Consider the following 22,995-nt stretch of genomic DNA (forward strand, 5'->3'; position numbering starts at 1 on the left):
TCAAGCCTTCGTGATGTGCAGCGCGGCGCCGTGAGGCGGCAACGCGTCGGTTTCTGGATAGGTCGCATCGATGCGTACCGCACCGCGCGCGATGGCGGCATCAATGACCACCGGCAAGCTGATGCCCTCGACACTGATCTGCGCGCCACCGTGCACACCCAGCGCCAGCGCGTCCTCGGGATTGAGCGCAGCCTGCGCCGGGTGGGTCAGCGGGTGCTCCTGCAACGCGACGGCACGGCGCAATACCGCATCGCCGCGATAAATCGGCACGCCAGCGATGCGCTGCAGTGTCCCGGTGGAAACGCTTGCAGATGCCGACGCCAAATCCGCGCCCGGCGCAGCGTTCCGCGCCAGCAGCGGCGCCAGTTCGGCGCGCAGTTCGGCCAGTTCGGTGAACTCGAAGCCGGGCAGCCCCAACAGACCACCCAACGCGCGCAGCGCCTTCCAGCCGGCACGCGCCTCGCCCGGCAGCTTGGCGCCCGCCGCGAACGGCTGCGGCGTGCCTTCGAGGTTGATCAGCGTCGCGTCGATTTCCGGCGTGAGCCCGATCGGCAGGATCACATCGGCCAGCTCGCGCAGGCGCTCGCTGGCATAAGCCGAGAATGCGATCACGCGATCGGCGGTGCGCAGCGCGGCCAGCGCCTTGCTGCCATCGGCGAAATCCTCGGGCGCCTCGGCGCCATACAGCACGTAGAGCTTGCGCGGTTGCGCCAGCATCGCATCCAGCGCCATGCCGCCCGGCCCCGGCAGCACGCCGACGCACGCCAGACCCAGCGCGTTGGCGCCATCCGGCACCGCGTTGAACGCCGCACCGGTGGCCAACGCGATGTACTGCGCCAGCGCGCGCAGCCACGATGCCTGCGCATGCCGCCGCGCCAGCAAGCCGAGCAACACGGTGCCCGCGCTGGCTTTGCGCAACGCCTGTGCGGCTGCGCGCATCGGCTCGCTGACGCTGGCTTCGGCCAGCAACGCGCGCAACGCTTCGGGCACGGCGGGTGCGCCTTCCAATTCGGACACTGCGCGCGCGAGCTGTGCCAATGCAGGCGGTAGCGCACGCGGCGCGGCGATGAATTGCTCGCCTAGCGCAAAATGCGTGTCGTGGCGTTGTGTGGCGACGGCGAATACTTTCGCACCACGCTTGACCGCTTCGCGCAGACGATGGTTGACCAGCGGCAGCTCGCTGCGCAGGTCGCAGTCGATCAGCAGCGCAGCATCCACGCTTTGCATCGCTTCCACGCAGCGCGCCCAGGGCTGCGCCACCGGTGCATCGGCGAAATCCAGCGTGCGCAGACGGTGATCGAGGTTGGCACAACCGAGGCCTTGGGCCAGACGCGCCAGCAGCGCGCCTTCCTCGCAGGAGGTCGCCGGCTGCACCAGCACACCGATGTCGCTGCCAGAGACGGCGCGCAGACGCTCGGTAACCATGTCCAGCGCATCGTCCCAATCGGTTTCGATCCACGCGCCGTCGCGCTTGACCAGTGGCCGCTGCGCACGATCCCCGGCGTACAGGCCCTGATGGCTATAACGGTCGCGATCGGACAGCCAGCATTCGTTGATGGCTTCATTGTCGCGCGGCACCGCGCGCAGCACCTCACCGCGGCGCGCATGCAGCCACAGGTTGGAGCCCAACGCGTCGTGATAGCCGACGGAGGCGCGCGCGATCAGCTCCCAGGCGCGCGCCTGGAAGCGGTACACCTTGTCGGTCAGCGCGCCGACCGGGCACACGTCGATGATATTGCCCGACAACTCGCTGTCGATGCTCTTGCCGATGTAAGTGCCGATTTCCAGATGCTCGCCGCGCGACATGCCGCCCAGCTCGTAGGTGCCGGCGATCTCGCTCATGAAACGCACGCAGCGCGTGCACTGGATGCAGCGCGTCATCTCGGTGGCCACCAGCGGACCGAGGTTTTCATCGGCGACCACGCGCTTGCGCTCGTTGTAGCGCGATACCGAGCGCCCGTAACCCAGCGATACGTCCTGCAGTTCGCACTCGCCGCCCTGATCGCAGATCGGGCAGTCCAGTGGATGGTTGATCAGCAGGAACTCCATCACATCGCGCTGCCAGTGCAGCGCCTTTTCCGAGCGCGTGTGCACCTTCATGCCCTCGGCCACCGGCGTGGCGCAAGCCGGCTGCGGCTTGGGGATGGGCTTGCCGCCCATCTCCACCTCGACCAGACACTGGCGGCAATTGGCAGCGATCGGCAACTTGCGGTGATAGCAAAAACGCGGAATGGAAATGCCGACCTTGTCCGCGGCATGGATGATCATGCTGCCCTTGGGTACCTGCAGGGCGCGGCCATCGATCTCGATATTGACGTGATCGGGCGCGCTGCCGGCAATGGGTTGAGCGCTCACTGGAATGCTCCAAAAAACCCGGGTCCGCGAAGCACGCGAAGGCCGCAAAGCCCAACCGGATAAGAATTCAGTTCGCGTTCTTGGCGCTCTTTGCGGACTGCTCCGCCGTTGGCGAGACTCATGCCGCCACCCCCAGATTGGTGTCGACCAGCGAGCGGCCGTGCTCGACGTAGTACTCGAACTCGTGCCAGTAGTGGCGCAGAAAACCCTGCACGGGCCACGCCGCGGCCTCGCCGAAAGCGCAGATGGTGTGACCCTCGATCTGGCCGGCGACCGCCTTGAGGCGATGCAGGTCATCCACCGTGCCCTTGCCCTCGACGATGCGCGTGAGCATGCGGTACATCCAGCCGGTGCCCTCGCGGCACGGAGTGCACTGACCGCAGGATTCGGCGTAGTAGAAGCGGCTGATGCGTTGACAGGCGCGCACCATGCAGGTGGTCTCGTCCATGACGATGACCGCGCCCGAGCCCAGACCCGAGCCGGCTTTCTGGATGGCGTCGTAATCCATGGTCAGGTCCAGCATCGTGTCACCGGGCAGCACCGGCATGGACGATCCCCCGGGGATCACCGCCTTGAGCTTGCGCCCGCCGCGCACACCGCCGGCCATGGCCAGCAGATCCTTGAACGGCGTGCCCAGCCGGACTTCGAAGTTGCCCGGCTGGTTGACGTGACCCGACACCGAGAACACTTTCGGTCCGCCGTTGTTGGGCTTGCCAAGATTGAGAAACCACTCGCCGCCCTGGCGCATGATCGCCGGCACCGAGGCGTAAGTCTCAGTGTTGTTGATCGTGGTCGGCTTGCCGAACAGACCATAGTTGGCCGGGAACGGCGGCTTGAAGCGTGGCTGGCCTTTCTTGCCCTCCAGCGATTCCATCAGCGCGGTTTCCTCGCCGCAGATGTAGGCGCCGGCGCCGAGCGCGGTATGGATGTCCACATCCACGCCCGAACCGAGGATGTTCTTGCCCAGCAATCCCGCCGCATAGGCATCGCGCAGCGCCTGCTCGAAGTGTTCGAATGGCTCGTGGTGAAACTCGCCGCGCAGGTAGTTGTAGCCCACCGTCGAACCGGTGGCGTAGCAGGCGATAGCCATGCCCTCGATCACCGCGTGCGGGTTGTAGCGCAGGATGTCGCGGTCCTTGCACGTGCCTGGCTCGGACTCGTCCGAGTTGCACAGGATGTACTTCTGCATGGCGCTCTTGGGCATGAACGACCATTTCAGCCCGGTCGGGAAACCCGCGCCGCCACGACCACGCAAACCCGATTTTTTCACCTCGTCGATGATCGCCGCGGGGTCGGTTTTCTCGGCCAGGATTTTTTTCCAGGCCTGATAGCCACCGGTTTTCTGGTAGCTCTCCAGCGACCACGGCGTATCGAGATGCAGGGTCGTGAATACGACCTGATGTTCCTGCGGGGCGGGACCGACTGCCATGTGCAACCTCAGATCAGTTTGCAAAACCGGGCATCCTGCCGCGGTTTGCATCCAAACGGGCGCAGCAAAGCCGCACCACCTTTGTCGCGACAGGCACTTGCATGCTCGTCGCGGCGGCATCTCCCTGCGCCGGAGCGGTATTGCAAACCGCCCCTCATTTCAGTGCATCGAGAATCTGATCCATCTTCACGATGTCCAGATGCTCGTGGTAATGACCGTTGACTACCATCATCGGCGCGCCGGCGCAGGCGGCCAGGCACTCTTCCTCGCGCTTGAGGAAGATGCGGCCGTCGCGGGTGCTCTCGCCGGCCCTGATGCCCAGTTTCTGCTCGCAATGGCGCAGCAAGTCCTCGGCGCCATTGAGCCAGCAGGAAATATTGGTGCAGACGGCCACGTTGTTGCGGCCCACCGGCTCCAGCGCGAACATCGAATAAAAGCTGGCGACCTCGTAGGCCCACACCGGCGGGATACCGAGATATTTAGCCACCGCCGCGATCAGCAGGTCGGTCAGATGACCGCCGTTCTGCTCCTGCGCCGCCATCAGCCCCTGCAGCGTGGCCGAGCGCCGCCGATCCGGTGGAAACCTGGCCAGCCAATGCTCGATGTGTTGGCGCGTATCCGCGCTGAGGACGACCTCGGGATCGACGTCCTTGACCTGCTCGAAATTGCCTGTCGCTCGCATCGTTCGTTTCCAGATCAGCGGTCGATTTCGCCGAATACCACGTCGTAGGTGCCGATCATCGCCACCACGTCGGCCAGCATGTGTCCGCGCACGATCTCGTCCATCGACGACAGGTGCACGAAACCCGGGGCGCGCAGCTTGACGCGAAATGGCTTGTTGGCGCCGTCCGAGATCATGTACACGCCGAATTCGCCCTTGGGCGCTTCCACCGCGCTGTACACCTCGCCCTCGGGCACGCTGTAGCCCTCGGTGAACAGCTTGAAGTGGTGGATCAGCGCTTCCATGTCCTCTTTCATGTCCGCGCGGTGCGGCGGGATGATCTTGTGGCTTTCCAGCATCACCGGGCCGGGATTGCGGCGCAGCCATTCCACGCACTGCCGGATGATGCGATTGGACTGGCGCATTTCGGCCACGCGCACCAGATAACGGTCGTAGCAGTCGCCGTTGGCGCCCACCGGGATGTCGAAATCGACATCGGCATAGGCCGCGTAGGGCTGCTTCTTGCGCAGATCCCAGGCGATGCCCGAGCCACGCAGCATCGGGCCGCTCATGCCCCAAGCGCGCGCCTGCTCGGGGCCGACCACGCCGATGCCAACGGTGCGCTGCTTCCAGATGCGGTTGTTGGTGAGCAGCTCCTCGTACTCGTCGACCTTGCGCGGAAAGTCCTCGCTGAAGGCATCGAGGAAATCCAGCATCGAGCCCTGCCGCCACTGGTTCAGGCGCTTGAGATCAGCGCCCTTGTGCCACGGTGATTCGTGGTAGTTCGGCATGCACTCGGGCAGATCGCGATACACGCCGCCGGGGCGGTAATACGTCGCGTGCATGCGCGCGCCGCTGACGCCCTCGTAGCAATCCATCAGTTCTTCGCGCTCGCGGAAGGCGTACAGAAATACCGCCATGGCGCCCAGATCCAGCGCGTTCGAGCCGATCCACATCAGATGATTGAGGATGCGGGTGATTTCATCGAACAGCGTGCGGATGTACTGCGCGCGCTGCGGCGCCTCGATGCCGACGAGCTTTTCCACGGCGCGCACGTAGGCGTGCTCGTTGCACATCATCGACACGTAATCCAGGCGATCCATGTAGCCGATCGACTGGTTGAACGGCTTGGATTCGGCCAGCTTCTCGGTGCCCCGGTGCAGCAGGCCGATATGCGGGTCGGCGCGCATCACCACCTCGCCGTCCATCTCCAGGATCAGACGCAGCACACCGTGCGCGGCGGGATGCTGCGGCCCGAAGTTCATCGTGTAGTTGCGGATCTCTTCCATGGGCTGCTCAGTTCTGGCGCCAGTGATCGGCGGTTTCGGCCGCGCCCTGCGCATAGCGCGCGTCCTCGCGCACCACGCGCGGCACCAGCACGCGCGGTTCGATGCTGACCGGCTGGTAGATCACGCGTCGTTGTTCGGGGTCGTAGCGCACTTCGACATTGCCGATCAGCGGAAAATCCTTGCGGAAGGCGTGACCGACGAAACCGTAATCGGTGAGGATGCGGCGCAGGTCCGGATGGCCTTCGAACACGATGCCGAACAAATCGAAGGCCTCGCGCTCGAACCAGTTGGCCGCGGGCCAGATCGCGGTGACCGAGGGCACCGCCGGCAGACCCTGCTCCGGACAGAACACGCGCACGCGCAGGCGCCGGTTGTGGCGCAGCGAGAGCACATGCAACACGGCGGCGAAGCGGCGTGGCATGTCCACCTCGCGCGGGCGGCCATCCCAATCGAAGCGCCCCGGACCGGAGGAACCCTCGACGCCACGCGAATAGCCCGTGCCGGTAACCTGCCCGGAGTTTTCCCACTCCGACTGGCCGTAGCCGAGGTAATCGACGCCACAGACATCGATCAGTTCCTCGAAGCCGAAAACATCCTCGTCGCGCAGCGCGCGCGCCAGCGCCAGCAGATCGCTCGGCGCCACCTCGATGGTGGTCTCGCCAAAGCGCTCGATGCAGGACTGGACTTGCGCGCCGAAGCGTTCTTGCAGAAGTTGGGCAAGGGAGACGGTTGCGTTCATGCCATGGGCCTCAGCGCGCGATGGTGCTGGTGCGGCGGATTTTCTGCTGCAATTGCAGAATGCCGTGGATCAGCGCTTCGGCCGTGGGCGGGCAACCTGGCACGTAGATGTCCACCGGCACGATGCGATCACAACCGCGTACCACCGAGTAGGAGTAGTGGTAGTAGCCGCCGCCGTTGGCGCAGGAGCCCATCGAGATCACCCATTTGGGATCGGGCATCTGGTCGTAGACCTTGCGCAGCGCCGGCGCCATTTTGTTGACCAGGGTGCCGGCCACGATCATCACATCGGACTGGCGCGGGCTGGGGCGAAACACCACGCCGTAGCGATCCAGATCCAGACGCGCCGCGCCGGCGTGCATCATCTCCACCGCGCAGCAGGCCAAGCCAAATGTCATCGGCCACATCGAACCGGTGCGCGCCCAGTTCATCAGCGCGTCGATGCTGGTGGTGGCGAACCCACGCTGCAGCACCGGGTTATCCGGCGTCGGTCGCAGAATGTCGTCGACCAGGTTCAGCGGCTCCGGGTTGTGCATCACCCGCTCGAAGCTCTGGATCATTCCCATTCCAGCGCCCCCTTCTTCCAGATGTAGATGAAGCCGACCACCAGCAAGCCAATGAACAAGGCCATTTCGATCAGTGCGATCAGACCGATGCGGTCGAACACCACCGCCCATGGAAACAGGAAGGCGATTTCCAGATCGAAGATGATGAACAGGATGGCAAGCAGGTAGTAGCGCACATCGAACTTCATGCGCGCGTCCTCGAACGCCTCGAAGCCGCACTCGTAGGGCGCGAGCTTCTCGGCTGCTGGACTCCTGGGCGCAACCAGCAGGCCAATGGTCAGCAGGGCCAGGCCCAGTCCCGCAGCAACGACCATGAACAATAAAATCGGCCAATATTGATCGAGTAGCACGGCTCGAACGCCCTCCGCATCTGGCGCTATGCGGCCCTGTCGGGCGCAGCGCAGTGAGTGACAGTGTGGTGCCCAAGAGGGGACTCGAACCCCTACGACTTGCGTCGCTACCACCTCAAGGTAGTGCGTCTACCAATTCCGCCACCTGGGCCTGTGATTGTGGATCGAACTCTGCCGTTACTTGCCGCCTGCGGCTTCCGGCTTCGACGCAGGTGCGGCAGGAGCGGAAACCGGCGCCGTCGGCACGGCGGGAACCGCCCTCTGCACTGGCTGCGTCGTCGCCTTCTTGGTGGCTGTGGCAGGTGCGGCACCGGCCATCACGCCCAAGCCTTGCTGCGTGCCGGCTTGTGGCGTACCGGCACGACTGAGATAAATGGCCATGCCGAGACTGACCGCGAAAAACAGCGCCGCCAGCACGGCTGTGGCGCGCGACAGAAAACTGGACGAGCCGCGCGCGCCGAACACGGTGCCCGACGCGCCACCACCAAAACCGGCGCCGGCGTTGGCGCCATCACCGCGCTGCAGCAGGATCAGCACGATCATGCTTGCGGCGATCAGCACGTAAAGAATGGAGAAGATGGTGAACATGCGTATGTCTTGAACCGGAGCGGATCAGTGTGCCGCCGCGCAGATCGCGAGGAATTCCTCGGCCAGCAGCGAGGCGCCACCCACCAACCCGCCATCGATATCGGGTTGGGCGAACAGTTCCGGCGCATTGGCGGCCTTGACGCTACCGCCGTAAAGCAGCCGGATCAGCCGTGAGAGTTTAGCATCGCGCGCGGCGAGTTGGCTACGCATGAAAGCGTGCACGGCCTGTGCCTGGGCCGCGCTGGCGGTGCGCCCGGTGCCGATCGCCCACACCGGTTCATAGGCCATCACGACGCCGGCAAAACGCTCGCCCAGCAGATGCAGCGGCGCCTGCATCTGCGTGGCGATCACGCTTTCGGTGATGCCACGCTCGCGCTCGTCCAGCGTCTCGCCCACGCACAGCACCGGGGTCAGTCCGCACTCCATGGCGCGTTGCAGCTTGGCCGCGATCAGTGCATCGTTCTCGTGGTGATACTGGCGGCGCTCCGAATGCCCAACCAGCACCCAGCGCGCGCCGATCTCGTACAGCATGGCGCCAGACACCTCGCCGGTGTAGGCGCCCTGCGCGTGCGCGCTGAGATCCTGCGCGCCAATACCGACTGCGCCACGCGCCAGATGCACCGCCCGCGCCAGATACGGGAACGGCGGAAACACCGCCACTTCGCACGCTGGCGGTTGCGCGTCCAGCGCACCGAGCAGCGTCGCGGTCAGCGCGTTCGATCCGTGCATCTTCCAGTTCGCGGCAACGAGCTTGCGGTGCATGAGCTTCCCCGGCCTGTGTTCCACGCAGGCAGAATAGCCAGCGTGCGGAGGCGCGCGCAACGCGCACAATGCGCGCCTTCCATCACGCCGTGTCGAGGTGATCCATGATCGATTCTCCACGCTGGGTCCTGGTCACCGGCGCCTCAGCGGGCATCGGCGCCGCATTCGCGCGTGCCCTCGCGGCGCAAGGCTGCGCGCTGGTGCTCACTGCGCGTCGCATCGAGCGCCTGCAAACTCTTGCGATTGAACTCGAACAGGCGCACGGCACGCGCTGCGTGATCCTGCCTGCCGATCTGGCCGACCCCGCCGCGCCCGCAAATCTGTGCGCGCAATTGGCCGCGCGCGGCATCGGCATCGATATCCTGATCAACAACGCCGGCTACGGTGTGCCTGGAACTTTCGATGCCAGCGTCTGGCCACGACACGCCGAATTCATCCAGGTGATGATGACCGCACCCACCGAGCTGGCGCACCGCTTGCTGCCCGGCATGCGCGCCCGCGGCCATGGCCGCATCGTCAACGTCGCCTCGCTGGCCGGGCTGGTTCCCGGAACCGCCGCGCATACGTTGTACGGCGCCAGCAAGGCCTATCTCATCCACTTTTCGCAGTCTCTGGGCCAGGAAAATTGCGCCTGCGGCGTGCACGTCTGCGCGCTCTGTCCGGGCTTCACCTGGTCCGAGTTCCACGACGTCAGCGGCGCACGCGCGCAGGTCTCGCGCATGCCGCGCTGGATGTGGATGGACGCCGCGCGCGTGGCGCGCGAGGGCTTGGCTGCCGTCGAGCGCGGCACGCTGGTGTACATACCCGGACGCATCAACCGTGGCATCAAGACGTTGTTCAAGCTGCTGCCCGACCGCCTCGCACTGGCGCTGATCGCGCGCCGCGCGCATCAGTTTCGCGTCAGCGATGACGCCGCAACGGATCAACCGTCACAGCGCGACCGTTGATCGCGCAAACGCTGCGCTTACGCGCCGATCCAGCGCGCGACCAGAAACGCCGCGGCGGAGGCCAGTCCGCCGATCACCACGGTTTGCAGCGCGCCGCGAAGCGCGCCGGTACCGGTGTAGCGTCCTTTGAGCGCACCGAAAACCGCCAGCGCGCCCAGCGTGGCGACCACGGAAACGGCCAGCGCGCGCCCCACGCCGGTCATGAGCATGTAGGGCAGCAACGGCACCAGACCGCCAACGACATAGGCACCGCCGATGGTCAGCGCGCTCTGTAGCGCGCGCCCGGGATGCGGCTGCTCCAGGCCCAACTCGTAGCGCATCATGAAATCGACCCAGGCATCGTGGTCGCGATGAAAAGCGCTGAGGATCGGCTGGCAGTCCGCGCGGGTAAGGCCGTAGCGCTCGAAAATCTCGACCACCTCGCCTTCCTCGTGTTCGGCCAGATCGCGCACCTCGCGCTGCTCGCGCTGGCGTTCGTTGGCGTAGTGTTCGGCGTCTCCGCGCGCGGCGAGATAGCCGCCCAACCCCATGGCGATGGCGCCGGCGGCGATCTCGGCCACGCCGGCGGTGACGATCAGGCGATTGGCCGCGACCGCGCCAGTGAGGCCCGCAGCCAAGGCAAATGGCACGGTGAGGCCATCGGCCATGCCGATGACCAGATCGCGCACGCGATCGGATGCGTTGAAGTGCTTTTCGCGATGCTGCGCGACGGCCATGCATGAAGCTCCAGGGAATCAGGTGTGCTCAGACCAGATGAATTTCGTGCAGACGCTGTTGCCGATCACCGTGCGCGGTGATCGGCTGCAGATAGCGGCTGGGATGCGCGGCGCTGATGCAGTCGGGCAATACATCGATCAGGAAATCCGGGTTGGGATGCGGAAAAAACGGCACCGAGCAACGCGGCTGGCGCGCGCCCTCGCCCGCGGGATTGACCACGCGATGCGTGGTCGATGGATACACGTGACTGCTCAGGCGCTGCAGAATGCCGCATCGATGCCGTGACCGCTGATGCAGCAGAAACCGAACTCGCGATAAGCCACGCCGAGCTCGGCGACAAAGCCCGCGCGCGCTGCCGTAACGACGGATATCGAGGGTGGGAACCTGCTTCACGGGAGGGCTTCGGCGCCAGGCGCGCCGCCAGCCGCCAGTCTTACGATTTCGGCAAGTTGCGTGGCGAGCTGATCGACCCGTTGCGCGTCGCGCGCCTCCACCGTCACGCGCACCAGCGGCTCGGTGCCGGAGGCACGCAGCACCACGCGTCCATGCCCGGCCAGCGCGCGTTCGGTGGCCGCGAGCGCCGCACGCACCGCAGGCGCCGCCAGCAGCGCATCAGCGGGGACGGAGATGCGCAGATTGATGGTGCGTTGTGGCCACTTGCCCAACTCGGCGCAAGCCTGGTGCAACGGCTGGCCGCTGCGCGCCAGCGCCTCCAGCACCGCCAGCGCGGTGACGATGCCATCGCCCGCGCCAGCGCGGTCCAGGCACAGCATGTGGCCGGATGCTTCGCCGCCGAGCACGCCACCGTGCTCGCGCAGCGCGCGGCGCACGTGACGGTCGCCGACATTGGCGCGCACGAACGGCGCGCCCAGCGCGATGATCGCGCGCGCCAGCGCCTCGTTGCTCATCAGCGTACCGACCACCACACCACGCAGCAGACCACGCGCCGCCAGATCGCGCGCGAGAACGAACAGCAAGTCATCGCCATCGACCAGCGCGCCCCGGGCATCGACCATCAGCACGCGATCGCCGTCACCATCGAAAGCGATGCCGAGGTCAGCCCCCGCATCCAGTACCGCGCGCTGCAAGGCCTGCGGCTGCGTGGAGCCAAATCCGGCATTGATGTTGAAACCATCCGGCGCGGCGCCGATCACCGTGAGCGCGGCGCCCAAGGCCTGAAACACGCGCGGAGCAACGTGGTAGGTCGCGCCATGCGCGCAGTCCAGCACGATGCGCAATCCCTGCAGGCTGAAATCCGCCGCCACCGTACCGCGACAGAATGCCTCGTAGCGTTGCGCCGCATCGGTGACGCGCCGCGCCTTGCCCAGCGCGTGTGAATCGACGGTGGCGAAGGTCTGCGCGACGGCAGCCTCGATGGCCAGCTCCAGCGCATCGTCGAGCTTCTCGCCGTCGGCACCAAAGAATTTCACGCCATTGTCGTCGTAAGGATTGTGCGAGGCGCTGATCACGATGCCGGCGCTGGCGCCGAGTGTTTGCGTGAGCCACGCCACCGCCGGCGTGGGCAGCGGCCCGAGCAGGCGCACGTCGCAACCGGCCGCCACCAGCCCGGCCTCGAGTGCTGCCTCGAACATGTAGCCGGACACGCGCGTGTCCTTGCCGATCAACACCGTGCCACGCGCGCCACGGCCCAGCACGGTGCCGGCGGCGTGGCCGAGACGCAGCATGAAATCGGCGCTGATCGGCCACGTGCCAACGCGACCGCGAATGCCGTCGGTACCGAAATACTGGCGCGTGGCCGTGCTTGCAGCGAGCGCCGAGGTTGCAGGAGGGGAATCGGACATGCGCGCAAGCATAGCGCCGCGCGCTGCTGCAGCGAACGGCTCAATCCTCGTCGTCCCGGCGCGCTCGGGCGCTGCGTGGCGGCGGCGTACCCGCGGGCGCAACAGCATTCTCCACGGCCTGCCACACCGCCAGCGCCTCGCGCGTAGCGGCGACATCATGCACGCGCAGGATGCGCGCGCCACGTTGCGCCGCCAGCAGCGCGGCGGCGACCGAGCCGATCACGCGCTGCGCGGGTTCGCGCTGTCCGGTGAGTGCGCCGATCATCGACTTGCGCGACAGCCCGACCAGCAAACCCGCGCCCAAGCCATGGAAACGCTGCAAGGCGTGCAACAAGACCAGATTGTGCTCAAGCGTCTTGCCAAAGCCGAAGCCAGGATCGACCAGCACGCGACCACGCGCGATGCCGGCCAGCTCGCAGGACAACAGGCGCTCGGTCAGAAAGCGATGCACGTCCTCGATCACGTCCGCATAGTGCGGCGCCTGCTGCATGCTGCGTGGCTCGCCCTGCATGTGCATCAGGCACACCGGTACACCGAGTTCGGCGACGACATCCAGCGCACCGGGCTCGCGCAGCGCGCACACGTCGTTGATCAAGCCGGCGCCTGCAGCCACCGCCGCGCGCATCACCTCGGGTTTGCGCGTATCCACCATCAGCGGCACGCGGCTGCGCGCGGCCAGACCCGCGATCACCGGCACGACGCGCTGCAGTTCATCCGCGAGCGGCACCAACGCGGCGCCGGGGCGCGTGGATTCGCCACCGATGTCCAACAGATCGGCGCCTTCCTCGATCAGGCGCAAACCATGCGCGATGGCGCTTTCCGCATCGGCATGCCGGCCGCCATCCGAAAACGAATCCGGGGTGACATTGACGATGCCGGCGATACGCGCGCGATCCAGCAGCAGCGGGCGTCCGGCGCAGTCCAGCTGCGGCGTCGTGTCGAACATCATCAGACTTTTCGCTTGCGCGGAGACTTCGCCACGCCTGGCGCAATAGCGATGGCCCACCAGGGTTTCAGCGGCGCGCGCGCGCTCGCGGTCGGAACGTTCGCATGAAACATCACCCGCTCCCATGAAAAAGACCAGAGCGAACTCTGGCCTTTTCGTGACGTTGCGACAAGTGCGCTCAGGCTTGCGGCGCGGGCCGAGCGACGCCATCACTGGGCTGGGCGTTGCTGCTGCCGGCCGCACTGCCACCAGCACTGACACCGCTACTGCCGGCAACATCATCATGTGCACGCCAATCGCTGGGCGGACCCGGCTCGCGCCCGGCCATGATCGCCGCGATCTGCTCGCGGTCGATGGTTTCGTACTGCATCAGCGCCGCAGCCATGGCGTGCAGGATGCCAATGTTGTCGGTGAGGATCTGGCGCGCACGGCTGTAGCCGGCGTCGATGGTGGTGCGCACCACCTCGTCGATGCGCCGCGCGGTAGCCTCGGATACGGTCTTGTGCTGGGTGACCGAGCGCCCAAGGAACACCTCGTCCTCGTCCTCGCCATAAGTCATCGGACCCAGTTCCTCGCTGAGGCCGTACTTGGTAGCCATGTCGCGCGCCAGTTGCGTGGCGCGCTGGATGTCATTGCTGGCGCCGGTGGTGACCTTGTCGGCACCGAAGATCAGTTCCTCGGCCACGCGCCCGCCAAACAGGCTGGCCAGCCGACTCTGCAAATGCGTGCGGCTGTGGCTGTAGCGATCGGCCTCGGGCAGGAACATGGTCACGCCCAGCGCACGCCCGCGCGGGATGATGGTGACCTTGTGCACGGGGTCGTGGTCAGGCACGTTGAGGCCGACGATGGCGTGCCCGGACTCGTGATACGCAGTGAGGCGCTTTTCATCCTCGGTCATGATCATCGAGCGCCGCTCGGCGCCCATCATGATCTTGTCCTTGGCGCGCTCGAAGTGGTCCATGCGCACTTCGCGCGAGTTCTCGCGCGCGGCGAACAGCGCGGCCTCGTTGACCAGATTGGCCAGGTCGGCGCCGGTGAACCCAGGCGTGCCGCGCGCGATGATCATGGCATCGACGTCGCTGCCCACCGGCACCTTGCGCATGTGCACCTTGAGGATCTGCTCGCGGCCACGCAAATCGGGCAGGTTCACGAACACCTGCCGATCGAAGCGACCCGGGCGCAGCAGCGCAGGATCAAGCACGTCGGGGCGGTTGGTGGCGGCGATGACAATGACGCCTTCGCTGCCCTCGAAGCCGTCCATCTCGACCAGCAACTGATTGAGCGTCTGCTCGCGTTCGTCGTGACCGCCGCCCAAACCGGCGCCACGATGGCGGCCGACCGCGTCGATCTCGTCGATGAAGATGATGCACGGCGCGTGCTTCTTGGCCTGCTCGAACATGTCGCGCACGCGCGCGGCGCCGACGCCGACGAACATCTCGACGAAATCCGAGCCCGAGATCGAGAAGAAGGGCACCTTGGCCTCGCCGGCAATGGCCTTGGCCAGCAACGTCTTGCCGGTACCCGGCGAGCCCGCCAGCAGCACGCCACGCGGAATGCGCCCGCCCAGCTTCTGGAACTTGGCCGGGTCCTTGAGGAAATCAACCAGCTCGCGCACATCGTCCTTGGCCTCTTCGCAGCCGGCGACATCGGCGAAGGTCACCTTGACCTGATCCTCACCCTGCAGCTTGGCGCGCGAACGCCCGAACGACATGGCGCCGCGACCACCACCGCCGGACTGCATCTGACGCATGAACCAGAACAACACACCGAAAATAAGCAGGATCGGCACCCAGTCAATCAGTATCTTGACCAGAATGTTGCCGCCATCGGCGGGCGCCTGGGTGACCTGCACGTCGTGCTTGAGCAGGCGCGGCACCAGACTGTCATCAAAGAACGGCGCCACGGTGCGCAGCGCGCTGCCGTCGCGCAACTTGCCGGTGATGTTGGGCGGGTTGCTGGCGCTGATCGTCACCGCGCCGACGTTGTTGTTGTCGACCTGCTGCACGAAGTTGGTATAGCTCATCGCCTGGCTGCCGTGATCGGATGGCGCGAAACTCTGGAACACGGCCAGCAAAACCACCGCGATCACCAGCCACAACACCAGATTCTTGGCCATGTCGTTCATTTTTTCCGCTCCGTCCGCGCTCCGGGCTTCAGGCCCGTTGCCAGCGCATACACCTCGCGCGAACGTGCGCGCGAAGCCTTGGGTTTCCGCATACTCACGCGCTGAAAGCCGCCGCGCAAGTCACGTACGAAATCATCAAATCCGATACCTTGGAACAACTTCACCAGCAGCGCGCCTTCAGGTTTCAGCCATTGCCGCGCAAACCCGGAGGCCAGTTCAGCCAACTCCATGGCGCGCGCCTGATCGGTAACAACCACGCCACTCATGTTGGGGGCCATGTCGGAAAGCACAAGATCAAGCTTCTCGCCCTGCAACAGTGTTTCCAGGCGGGCCTGAACCTCCGGCGCGCGGAAATCGCCCTGCAGAAAATCCACGCCGGCGATGCCCTGCATGGGCAGGATATCCAGCGCGACCAGGCGCCCACCTGCGCCGCGTTGTCCGGCCTGGTGCTCGCGCAACACCTGCGTCCAGCCACCTGGGGCCGCGCCCAGATCGACAATGTTCATGCACGGCCGCAGCAGTCGATCGCGCTCGATCAATTCGGTCAGTTTGTATGCCGCACGCGAACGCAGGCCCGCCGCCTGCGCTTTTTTGACGTAGGGATCTGCAAAATGTTCGCGCAACCAGCGCGTACTGCTTTTGTTGCGGTTCACACGAACACGAACCATCGACGCGGCTGTACATGATACCTTCCGCGGCCACATTCGACCGCAGCAGATCGACGCACATGGCCCTGACTCCTTCTCAAGTTCGCTACCTGCGCGGCATGGCACACCCGCTGAAGCCGGTGCTGCAACTCGGCGGGCGCGGTGTGACCCCGGCGCTGCTGCGCGAACTCGACACGGCACTGGATCACCACGAACTGGTCAAGGTGCGCCTAGCTGGCGTGGATCGCAGCGCGCGCGCGGAACAGCTTGACGCCCTGCTCGCCGGCAGTGGCGCCGATCTGGTGCAGCGCATTGGCCACATCGCCAGCGTGTTCCGGCGCAACGCGGAAGCCCCGAAACTCGCTCTGCCACGCTGATGGAACTCTCGCTGCAGCGCCCCGGGCATTGGCTGTACGTTCGTCACGTCGGCGCCGACAGCATCACCGTGGTCGATCGTGAACTGCGGCAGAGTTTTCTGTTGTGCCGCGAGCAGGCCATGGAGCACTGGCCGGTACGCGCCGCCGCCGCGTTGCAGCCCGAGCACTGGGATGCCGTGCTGGCGCTGCAGCCCGAGATCGTGCTGCTGGGCACCGGTGTGCAGCAGCAGTTTCCGCCGCCGGCCACGCTGGCCGCGCTGCTGCGACGGGGCATCGGCTGCGAGGTGATGCACAACGCCGCCTGCGCGCGCACCTACACGGTGCTGTCCGACGAGGGACGGCGCGTGGTCGCGGCATTCATCCTGCCCGGCTGAAGCGCAACGCGCTGATTCAACGTTTGGGCAGAAAGTCCAGTGGGTTCAGCGGCTTGCCGTCCTTGCGGATCTCGAAGTGCAGCTCGACGCGCGGTGCACCGCTATTGCCCATTTCGGCAATCTCCTGTCCGGCGACGACGTTCTCGCCTTCCTTCACCAAGCGCACGCTGTTGTGGCCGTAGGCTGACAGATAACTGTCGCTGTGCTTGATGATGATCAACTCGCCATAGCCGACCAGGCCGCTGCCGCTGTACACCACCACGCCGGACGCCGCCGCGTACACCGGCTGTCCCATGCGCCCGCCGATATCCAGACCCTGCCGGCCCGGCTCATCGGCTTCGAAGCCGGCCAGCACCGGACCATGCACCGGCCAGCGCCAGACGATGCCATCGACGCTGCGCGTCGGCCCACCGCTGATCACCGCGGTATTCGCGCGGGCCGGCGCCGAAACACTACTGGTGGCGACGGTATTCGCGGGCGTCACGCTGCTGCTGACAGGTGCCGCCACTGCAGCAACCGCGCCGGGCGCCGCAACCACCGCGGGTGTCGCCGCAGCCGGCGATGGCGTGATCGGCGCCGGCCCCGGAGCGCGACCGGGAGCCGTCTGCGCCAGCGTCACAGGCGCGCCATGCAGGCGCAACTCCTGCCCCGGATAAATCGTGTAGGGCGGGCCGATGCCGTTGATGCGCGCCAGCTCGCGGTAATCCATCTGGTGGCGGAAAGCGATGCTGTACAGCGTATCGCCGGCGACCACGCGGTAGTAGCCGGGGCGCTCGGTCACGCGCGACGCCGGCGTGCCGTAAGGTGAAAAACGCCGCACCGCCACCACACGCGGCTCGGTGGAGCAAGCCGTCAGCAGCAGCACCGCGAGCGCGACGATCAGCAACAGGCAGGAGCGCGGGCACGAACGCATGCGAACCTCAAGTGAATCCAAACCACCACAAACCCAGCAGCACCAGCGCGCCGACGGCACCCCAGCCCAACCATTCGACCCAGCGCGCCAGAAACAGTTCGGCGCGCGGTCCCAGCCAGCGCAACATGCAGGCCAGAAGATACACGCGCTTGCCGCGCCCCACCGCCATGCTGGCGAAAAACGCCAGCAGCGGCACCCCGACAATACCCGAAGCCCAGGTGAACAGCTTCAGTGGCACTGGCGTGAATCCGGCCAGCACCAGCAGCCAGAACGCGGTCCATGGATGCTCGGCCACGTCCACGCGCAGCTCCGCGACGAGACGCTCGATCGGCCCCATCCAGCCCAGCTTCAGCAGCCACGGTTGCAAGGCATCGAAGGCGTAATGACCCAGTGCGTAGCCGATCAGCGAGCCGATCAGGGAACACAGCAGGCTGATGCTGGCATAGCGATACGCGCGCCGCGGCTGCGCCAGACACATCGGCGCCAGCATCAGCTCGGGCGCCACCGGAATCGCGAACGCCTCGACCAGACTCAAACCACCTAGATAGCGTTCGGCGTGCCGATGGCGCGACCAACCCAGCACGCGCTGGTAGATCGCACCGAACAGGCGCATCAACGCGTGCCCGCCAGCAGCGGCACGAAGCTGACCTCGCCAAGATCCTCCTGCCGCAGCGCGCCGGCGGCATCGCGCCGAAAACGCAGCAGGTGCTGCCGGTCGGCTGGCCCGAACGGACCCAGCACCATGCCGCCGGGCGCCAATTGCGCGAGCAGTTCCTGCGGCACGACCTCGCCAGCGGCGGTAAGGATGATCGCGTCGAACGGCGCTTCGGCCGGCCAGCCCAGCATGCCGTCGTCGTGACGACTGCGGATGTTGTCGAACTTGAGCGCGCGAAAACGGCGCCGCGCCTGGCGCAACAGTTCGTCGATACGCTCGACCGTGTAGACACCGGGCACCAGCCGCGCCAGCACCGCCGCCTGGTAGCCCGAGCCGGTGCCGATTTCCAGCACCCTGGCCGGCGTGCCGAACTCGAGCAGCGCCTCGGTCATGCGCGCCACCACCCACGGTTGCGAGATGGTCTGGCTGAAACCGATCGGCAGCGCGGTGTTCTCGTAGGCGCGCGCCGCCAGCGCCTCATCGATGAACACGTGTCGCGGCAGCGTGCGCATCACCTCCAGCACGCGCGGGCTCTGGATGCCCTCCGCGCGCAGCAGCGCCACCAAGCGATCGCGCGCGCGCTGCGAGGTCATGCCCTGGCCGCCCTGATCGAGCACGGGCGTGTGGTATTGACTCACAGTGACCCCGCGCGCGGCAGATCGGCTTCCAGCCCGTCAATCCACGCGGCCACGGTTTCCAGCGCCTGAAAGCGCGTCAGGTCGACCTGGATCGGGGTGACCGACACGCAGCCGCGGCGTACCGCATCGAAATCGGTGCCGGGGCCATCGTCCTCGGCGGCACCAACCGGACCGATCCACCACACCGGCTTGCCACGCGGGTCTTCGCTCCGCAGACAGGGCGCCGCGCGATGGCGGCGGCCGAGACGCGTCACCTCGAAGCCGGCCAGCTCGCGCCACGGGCGATCAGGCACGTTGACGTTGAGAATGGTGTCGGCCGGCAGCGGCTGCGCCACCAGACGCCGCACCAGACGCAACACCGCCTCGGCGGCGGTGGCGTAGTGCTCGCCGACATGATCGGCCGTGACCAGCGACACGGCGATCGCCGGCAGGCCCAGAAAGCGTCCTTCCATCGCCGCTGAAACCGTACCTGAATAAATCACGTCATCGCCCAGATTGCCGGCGTTGTTGATGCCCGAGACCACGATATCCGGATCGTCATCGAGCAGGCCGGACAACGCCAGGTGCACGCAATCGGTGGGCGTGCCGGCCACGCGGAAACGGCCGTCCTCCATGCGCAGCGCGCGGATCGGCTGATCCAGCGTCAGCGAATTGCTGGCGCCAGAGCGATCACGATCCGGCGCGACCACGCTGATGCGCCCCAGTGCGACCAGATGCTTGGCGAGTACATGAATGCCGGGAGCATCCACACCGTCGTCGTTGCTGATCAGCACGTGCATGAGAATCCCGGATCGCCGCGCGCGACCCGCGGCGGCTTCAGGCGTCGATTCTATCAGTCGGATGTATCGCCACGAGACGTCCACGGCGGCGCTGCTAATCTGCAAACATGAGCAAGCGCGACGGCGTCGATATCGACCCTGAGGACGCGGCGGAACTGTTCCGCGCCGCGGTGCGACCGCTGCGCGAACTGCCGCCGCAGGAACCGCCACCGCGCCGCGCGCCACCGCCACCGCGCGCGCACATGGCCGCCGCCGACGAGGCCGCGGTGATGCGCGAATTGCTCGACGGCACGTTCGATGCGGCCACGATCGAAGTGGGCGAGGAACTGCTGCATCTCAAGGACGGCCACTCCCCGCGCCTGCTCAAGCGTCTGCGCCGCGGCGAGTTCAGCGTGCAGGACGAGATCGATCTGCATCACCTGCGCGCCATCGAGGCCGCAGAGCTGCTGGCCACGTTTCTTGCCGACAGCCACCGCGCCGGCTATCGCTGCATCAAGATCATCCACGGCAAGGGCTTGCGCTCGGGGCAACGCGGCCCGGTGCTGAAGGCGCTCACGGCGCACACGCTGCGTCGGCGCACGGATGTGATCGCGTTCGCCTCGGCGCGCGCCAATCAGGGCGGCAGCGGTGCGACGCTGGTGTTGTTGAGCGCGCGCTGAAGCTTCAGGCCGCGTCACCCAAGGCGGCTTGCGCAGCGGCGTCATCCAGCAGTTCCTGCACCACGGCAGTGGCATAAGCGCCGGCTGGCAGGGTGAAGCTCAATTCCAACGCATCGTCGCCGTGCCAGTGCCAGGACATGCCGCGCAAATCCAGACGCAGCGCGCGTCGTGCATGTTCCAGGCCGGCCGCAGCCAGACCTTCGGCGAGATCGAGGTATGCGGCCAGCGCCGCGTGCTCAAGCTGCGCGCAGGCCGCGCCTGCCGGATTGGGACCGCGTCCCCACAGCGGACCGGATGGCGCGATGTCGAACGCCGCCAGACGTTGCTCCAGCAGCGCATCAAACGGCTCGGGACCAAACCATGCGCGCGAGCCGGACAGCGCCCACAGCTCGCCGTCCAGCGCACAGTTCCAGTTGGCCTGCGCGACGCGCCGCGCCAGCACCGCGTTGAACAACTGCGCGCGCGCCGCGGACAGCAGCATCTCGCGCTCGGCGCGCGGCACGCGCCGGCCAGCGAACATGCGTCGCGCGGCGTCGATATTGTCGCCACCGCGACCGAAGCGCTGCACACCGAAATAATTGGGCGCGCCCCGCGCCTGCATCTGCAGCAGGCGCTGCTCGGCCATGGCGCGATCGCCCTGCACCTTGCTGATGCGCAGCACGAAGCGATTGCCTGCCAGCGCGCCGCGCTTGAGCTTGCGGCCGTGGCGCTGCGCACCGAGCACGCGCACGCCTGGCATATTCAGCGCGGACCAATCCGGATCGGGCCGCCCCGGCAAGTGCACGCTGAGCGCCTGCGTGGTCAACGCGTGGCGGTCCTTGCGTCCGGCCCAGGCTACCGCGCGCTCATCCACGTCCGCGAACTCGGCCAACTTGCGCGCCACCCAGGCGGTATTGGCCTCGCGCTTCTGCACACTCAGCAGCACGTGCTCGCCGGCGCCATCGGCGGCATAGCCCAGCACTTCCTCGACGACGAAGTCCTCGGGTTGCGCGCGCAACACCCCACGCAGCGGCGGCGCGCCCCAGGCGCGCGGCAAACTCTCATGCACGGCGTCGTGTTCGGCACTCATGCCGCAGCCACCAGCAGCACCACGGCCTGCGCGGCGATGCCTTCGCCGCGCCCGGTGAACCCGAGCCGCTCGCTGGTGGTGGCCTTGACGCTGATCTGCGCCGACGTACAACCCATGTCGGCGGCCAGCACGGCGCACATTGCCGCGGCGTGCGGGGCGATTTTCGGCTGCTCGCAGATCACGGTGACATCCGCGTTGCCCAGCGCGTAGCCCGCCTGCCGCACCATGGCCGCGACCCTGCGCAGGAATTCGCGGCTGTCGGCGCCGCGCCAGCGCGCATCGGAAGGCGGGAAGTGCCGGCCGATATCGCCCAGCGCGACCGCACCCAGCAGCGCATCGCACAGCGCGTGGACCACCACATCGCCATCCGAGTGCGCCACCACGCCCTGCGTATGCGCGATGCGCACGCCGCCGAGCATCACGTGGTCGCCCGCGCCGAAAGCGTGTACGTCGAGACCTTGACCGATGCGGATAGCCGCCATGCGTAAGATTCCTTGTCGCAGAGCAAGGGTCCGGCAAGGCGCGCCGGGGATGCTATAGCTTAGTGCCAGCGCGGGTACCGCCAAATTGGTGCTCCGGCAATCGCGCCTGATTCGGGCTCAGCCGTGGCGCGCCAGCCAGAACTCGGCGTAAGCCAGATCGGCGGGCGTGGTGATCTTGATGTTGTCCTCGCTGCCCTCGACCAGGCGCGGCTGCAGACCGATGCGCTCCAGCGCCATGGCTTCGTCGGTGATCGCCACCCCGGCTTGCGCAGCCATGGACAGCGCGCGTTCGAGGTCGCCACGGCGCGCCATCTGCGGGGTCAGCGCACGCCATAGTCCGGCGCGCGGCTCGGTGGCCACGATGCAGCCGGCGGCATCGGCGCGCTTGAGCGTGTCACGCACCGGCGCGGCCAGAATCGCGCCGTGTGCATGCGCCAAGCCGGCTTGAACGAGATGCCCCAGATCCTGCGCACGCAGCAAGGGACGCGCGGCGTCATGCACCAGCACGCCGTCCTGCGCCGCGACCGTGTCCGGCAACGCGCGCAATCCGGCCAGCACCGAATCGGCGCGCTCGTCACCGCCGCGCGCGCGCAACACCGGCTTGCCCGCGAGCTGCGTGATGCCGGGCCAGTGCGCGTCATCCGCCGCCAGCACCACCACCAGCCCGGCGATGCGCGCGTGCGCGGCAAGGCGCTGCAGGGTGTGCAGCAGCAGCGGTTGACCCGCCAGCTCGAGGTATTGCTTGGATATGACCGCACCCATGCGCGCGCCACGGCCGGCGGCCGGGACCACGCACCAGCAGCGCGTCGATTCATGGACCGGCACTGCTCGCTCCGGCCGGATTCTGCACCGGCACGACCTGATAAAACACCTCGCCCGGCTTGATCAGGCCCAGCTCCGAGCGCGCGTGCGCCTCGATGGCGTGGGTGCCGGTCTTGAGGTCGGCCACCTCGGCTTCGAGCAGCTCGTTGCGCTTTCGCAGGCGCGCGTTGTCAGCCGCCTGCGCCTGCACCTGCGCACGCAGTGTGCGCACCTCCTGCATGCTGCCCGGGCCCCACCACAGTCGCGATTGCAGAAAGATCACCAGCACCAGCAGCAGCAGCGAGAGCCAGCGCCACATCGGTGCG

General features: G+C 66.8%; 26 protein-coding genes, 1 tRNA gene and 1 pseudogene. 4 read left to right on the forward strand and 24 right to left on the reverse strand.

Translation table 11 applies throughout. The features are described from left to right. The 10 genes from nuoG to tpiA form a co-directional block, all read right to left on the reverse strand. Positions 1-2,355 carry an NADH-quinone oxidoreductase subunit NuoG gene (gene nuoG / locus ACYDAT_RS07920; RefSeq protein ID WP_461449441.1) on the reverse strand — a complete coding sequence of 785 codons (2,355 nt, stop codon included), beginning with the start codon at positions 2,353-2,355 and terminating at the stop codon, positions 1-3. A gap of 118 nt (positions 2,356-2,473) precedes the next feature. After that, the gene (nuoF, locus tag ACYDAT_RS07925; RefSeq protein ID WP_461439853.1) at positions 2,474-3,784 is read right to left on the reverse strand and encodes an NADH-quinone oxidoreductase subunit NuoF; all 1,311 of its coding nucleotides are present in this window, start codon (positions 3,782-3,784) and stop codon (positions 2,474-2,476) included. Positions 3,785-3,938: 154 nt separating this feature from the next. Continuing rightward, positions 3,939-4,466 (reverse strand): NADH-quinone oxidoreductase subunit NuoE, encoded by a 528-nt coding sequence (gene nuoE, locus ACYDAT_RS07930; protein ID WP_461449443.1) that lies wholly within the window; start codon positions 4,464-4,466, stop codon positions 3,939-3,941. A gap of 14 nt (positions 4,467-4,480) precedes the next feature. Continuing rightward, complete coding sequence (locus ACYDAT_RS07935) at positions 4,481-5,734, reverse strand: NADH-quinone oxidoreductase subunit D (RefSeq protein WP_461449445.1); 1,254 nt, start codon at positions 5,732-5,734, stop codon at positions 4,481-4,483. Between the two features lie 7 nt (positions 5,735-5,741). Next, entirely contained in the window at positions 5,742-6,473 is a 732-nt protein-coding gene (locus ACYDAT_RS07940) for an NADH-quinone oxidoreductase subunit C (RefSeq protein WP_461449447.1), read from the reverse strand. Between the two features lie 10 nt (positions 6,474-6,483). Beyond that, on the reverse strand, positions 6,484-7,038 hold the full coding sequence (locus ACYDAT_RS07945) for a NuoB/complex I 20 kDa subunit family protein (RefSeq protein ID WP_461438564.1): 555 nt from the start codon (positions 7,036-7,038) through the stop codon (positions 6,484-6,486). Beyond that, positions 7,029-7,352: an NADH-quinone oxidoreductase subunit A gene (gene ndhC / locus ACYDAT_RS07950; RefSeq protein ID WP_461438565.1), complete on the reverse strand. Its 324-nt coding sequence runs from the start codon at positions 7,350-7,352 to the stop codon at positions 7,029-7,031. Before ndhC ends, ACYDAT_RS07945 begins: the two co-directional genes overlap by 10 nt. Positions 7,353-7,454: 102 nt before the next feature. Further along, positions 7,455-7,539 (reverse strand) — tRNA-Leu (locus ACYDAT_RS07955). A 26-nt stretch (positions 7,540-7,565) separates the two neighbouring features. Beyond that, complete coding sequence (secG, locus tag ACYDAT_RS07960; RefSeq protein WP_461438566.1) at positions 7,566-7,976, reverse strand: preprotein translocase subunit SecG; 411 nt, start codon at positions 7,974-7,976, stop codon at positions 7,566-7,568. Positions 7,977-8,000: 24 nt separating this feature from the next. Beyond that, complete coding sequence (gene tpiA, locus ACYDAT_RS07965; protein ID WP_461449449.1) at positions 8,001-8,738, reverse strand: triose-phosphate isomerase; 738 nt, start codon at positions 8,736-8,738, stop codon at positions 8,001-8,003. 104 nt (positions 8,739-8,842) lie between these two features. Here tpiA and ACYDAT_RS07970 point away from each other — a divergent pair, with 104 nt between their 5' ends. Then, positions 8,843-9,685, forward strand: coding sequence for an SDR family NAD(P)-dependent oxidoreductase (locus tag ACYDAT_RS07970; protein ID WP_461449451.1), 843 nt, complete (start codon positions 8,843-8,845; stop codon positions 9,683-9,685). 17 nt (positions 9,686-9,702) lie between these two features. On the opposite strand, the gene ACYDAT_RS07975 is transcribed toward ACYDAT_RS07970, so the two are convergent. From ACYDAT_RS07975 to ACYDAT_RS08000, 6 genes and pseudogenes are all read right to left on the reverse strand, one after another. Continuing rightward, positions 9,703-10,401, reverse strand: a complete 699-nt coding sequence (locus tag ACYDAT_RS07975; RefSeq protein ID WP_461449453.1) for a VIT1/CCC1 transporter family protein — start codon at positions 10,399-10,401, stop codon at positions 9,703-9,705. 28 nt (positions 10,402-10,429) lie between these two features. Then, positions 10,430-10,669 (reverse strand): annotated as a pseudogene (locus ACYDAT_RS07980) (isopenicillin N synthase family oxygenase); the annotation flags it as partial. A 122-nt stretch (positions 10,670-10,791) separates the two neighbouring features. After that, entirely contained in the window at positions 10,792-12,204 is a 1,413-nt protein-coding gene (gene glmM, locus ACYDAT_RS07985) for a phosphoglucosamine mutase (RefSeq protein ID WP_461438570.1), read from the reverse strand. A 40-nt stretch (positions 12,205-12,244) separates the two neighbouring features. Then, a complete protein-coding gene (gene folP / locus ACYDAT_RS07990; protein WP_461449473.1) occupies positions 12,245-13,150 on the reverse strand; it encodes a dihydropteroate synthase in 906 nt (301 codons plus the stop codon). A 178-nt stretch (positions 13,151-13,328) separates the two neighbouring features. After that, a complete protein-coding gene (gene ftsH / locus ACYDAT_RS07995; protein ID WP_461438571.1) occupies positions 13,329-15,275 on the reverse strand; it encodes an ATP-dependent zinc metalloprotease FtsH in 1,947 nt (648 codons plus the stop codon). Continuing rightward, positions 15,272-15,979, reverse strand: coding sequence for an RlmE family RNA methyltransferase (locus ACYDAT_RS08000; RefSeq protein WP_461449455.1), 708 nt, complete (start codon positions 15,977-15,979; stop codon positions 15,272-15,274). Before ACYDAT_RS08000 ends, ftsH begins: the two co-directional genes overlap by 4 nt. A 23-nt stretch (positions 15,980-16,002) precedes the next feature. Here ACYDAT_RS08000 and ACYDAT_RS08005 point away from each other — a divergent pair, with 23 nt between their 5' ends. Next, positions 16,003-16,299, forward strand: coding sequence for a YhbY family RNA-binding protein (locus ACYDAT_RS08005; RefSeq protein ID WP_461438572.1), 297 nt, complete (start codon positions 16,003-16,005; stop codon positions 16,297-16,299). Further along, positions 16,299-16,673, forward strand: coding sequence for an Mth938-like domain-containing protein (locus ACYDAT_RS08010; protein WP_461438573.1), 375 nt, complete (start codon positions 16,299-16,301; stop codon positions 16,671-16,673). The genes ACYDAT_RS08005 and ACYDAT_RS08010 overlap by 1 nt, the downstream gene beginning before the upstream one ends. A 16-nt stretch (positions 16,674-16,689) precedes the next feature. On the opposite strand, the gene ACYDAT_RS08015 is transcribed toward ACYDAT_RS08010, so the two are convergent. From ACYDAT_RS08015 to surE, 4 genes are read right to left on the reverse strand one after another with little or no spacing between them, the layout of a single operon-like run. Continuing rightward, positions 16,690-17,586, reverse strand: coding sequence for a peptidoglycan DD-metalloendopeptidase family protein (locus ACYDAT_RS08015; protein WP_461449457.1), 897 nt, complete (start codon positions 17,584-17,586; stop codon positions 16,690-16,692). A gap of 7 nt (positions 17,587-17,593) precedes the next feature. Beyond that, positions 17,594-18,199 carry a YqaA family protein gene (locus ACYDAT_RS08020; protein ID WP_461438575.1) on the reverse strand — a complete coding sequence of 202 codons (606 nt, stop codon included), beginning with the start codon at positions 18,197-18,199 and terminating at the stop codon, positions 17,594-17,596. Next, a complete protein-coding gene (locus tag ACYDAT_RS08025; RefSeq protein ID WP_461449475.1) occupies positions 18,199-18,834 on the reverse strand; it encodes a protein-L-isoaspartate(D-aspartate) O-methyltransferase in 636 nt (211 codons plus the stop codon). The genes ACYDAT_RS08020 and ACYDAT_RS08025 overlap by 1 nt, the downstream gene beginning before the upstream one ends. Positions 18,835-18,875: 41 nt before the next feature. Continuing rightward, on the reverse strand, positions 18,876-19,658 hold the full coding sequence (gene surE, locus ACYDAT_RS08030) for a 5'/3'-nucleotidase SurE (protein WP_461438576.1): 783 nt from the start codon (positions 19,656-19,658) through the stop codon (positions 18,876-18,878). 107 nt (positions 19,659-19,765) lie between these two features. On the opposite strand from surE, the gene ACYDAT_RS08035 reads away from it, so the two are divergent. Beyond that, complete coding sequence (locus tag ACYDAT_RS08035) at positions 19,766-20,317, forward strand: Smr/MutS family protein (RefSeq protein ID WP_461449459.1); 552 nt, start codon at positions 19,766-19,768, stop codon at positions 20,315-20,317. A gap of 4 nt (positions 20,318-20,321) precedes the next feature. Here the strand turns inward: ACYDAT_RS08035 and truD are convergent, their stop codons facing one another. The 4 genes from truD to ftsB all read right to left on the reverse strand — a co-directional run bounded on the left by truD (position 20,322) and on the right by ftsB (position 22,988). Continuing rightward, entirely contained in the window at positions 20,322-21,386 is a 1,065-nt protein-coding gene (gene truD / locus ACYDAT_RS08040) for a tRNA pseudouridine(13) synthase TruD (RefSeq protein ID WP_461449461.1), read from the reverse strand. Beyond that, positions 21,383-21,859, reverse strand: coding sequence for a 2-C-methyl-D-erythritol 2,4-cyclodiphosphate synthase (ispF, locus tag ACYDAT_RS08045; protein ID WP_461438603.1), 477 nt, complete (start codon positions 21,857-21,859; stop codon positions 21,383-21,385). Before ispF ends, truD begins: the two co-directional genes overlap by 4 nt. A 126-nt stretch (positions 21,860-21,985) precedes the next feature. Then, positions 21,986-22,693, reverse strand: a complete 708-nt coding sequence (gene ispD / locus ACYDAT_RS08050) for a 2-C-methyl-D-erythritol 4-phosphate cytidylyltransferase (protein ID WP_461438579.1) — start codon at positions 22,691-22,693, stop codon at positions 21,986-21,988. Beyond that, the gene (gene ftsB / locus ACYDAT_RS08055; protein ID WP_461438580.1) at positions 22,680-22,988 is read right to left on the reverse strand and encodes a cell division protein FtsB; all 309 of its coding nucleotides are present in this window, start codon (positions 22,986-22,988) and stop codon (positions 22,680-22,682) included. The genes ispD and ftsB overlap by 14 nt, the downstream gene beginning before the upstream one ends. Positions 22,989-22,995: the final 7 nt, after the last annotated feature.

The sequence above is a fragment of the Metallibacterium sp. genome (genome assembly GCF_054637675.1).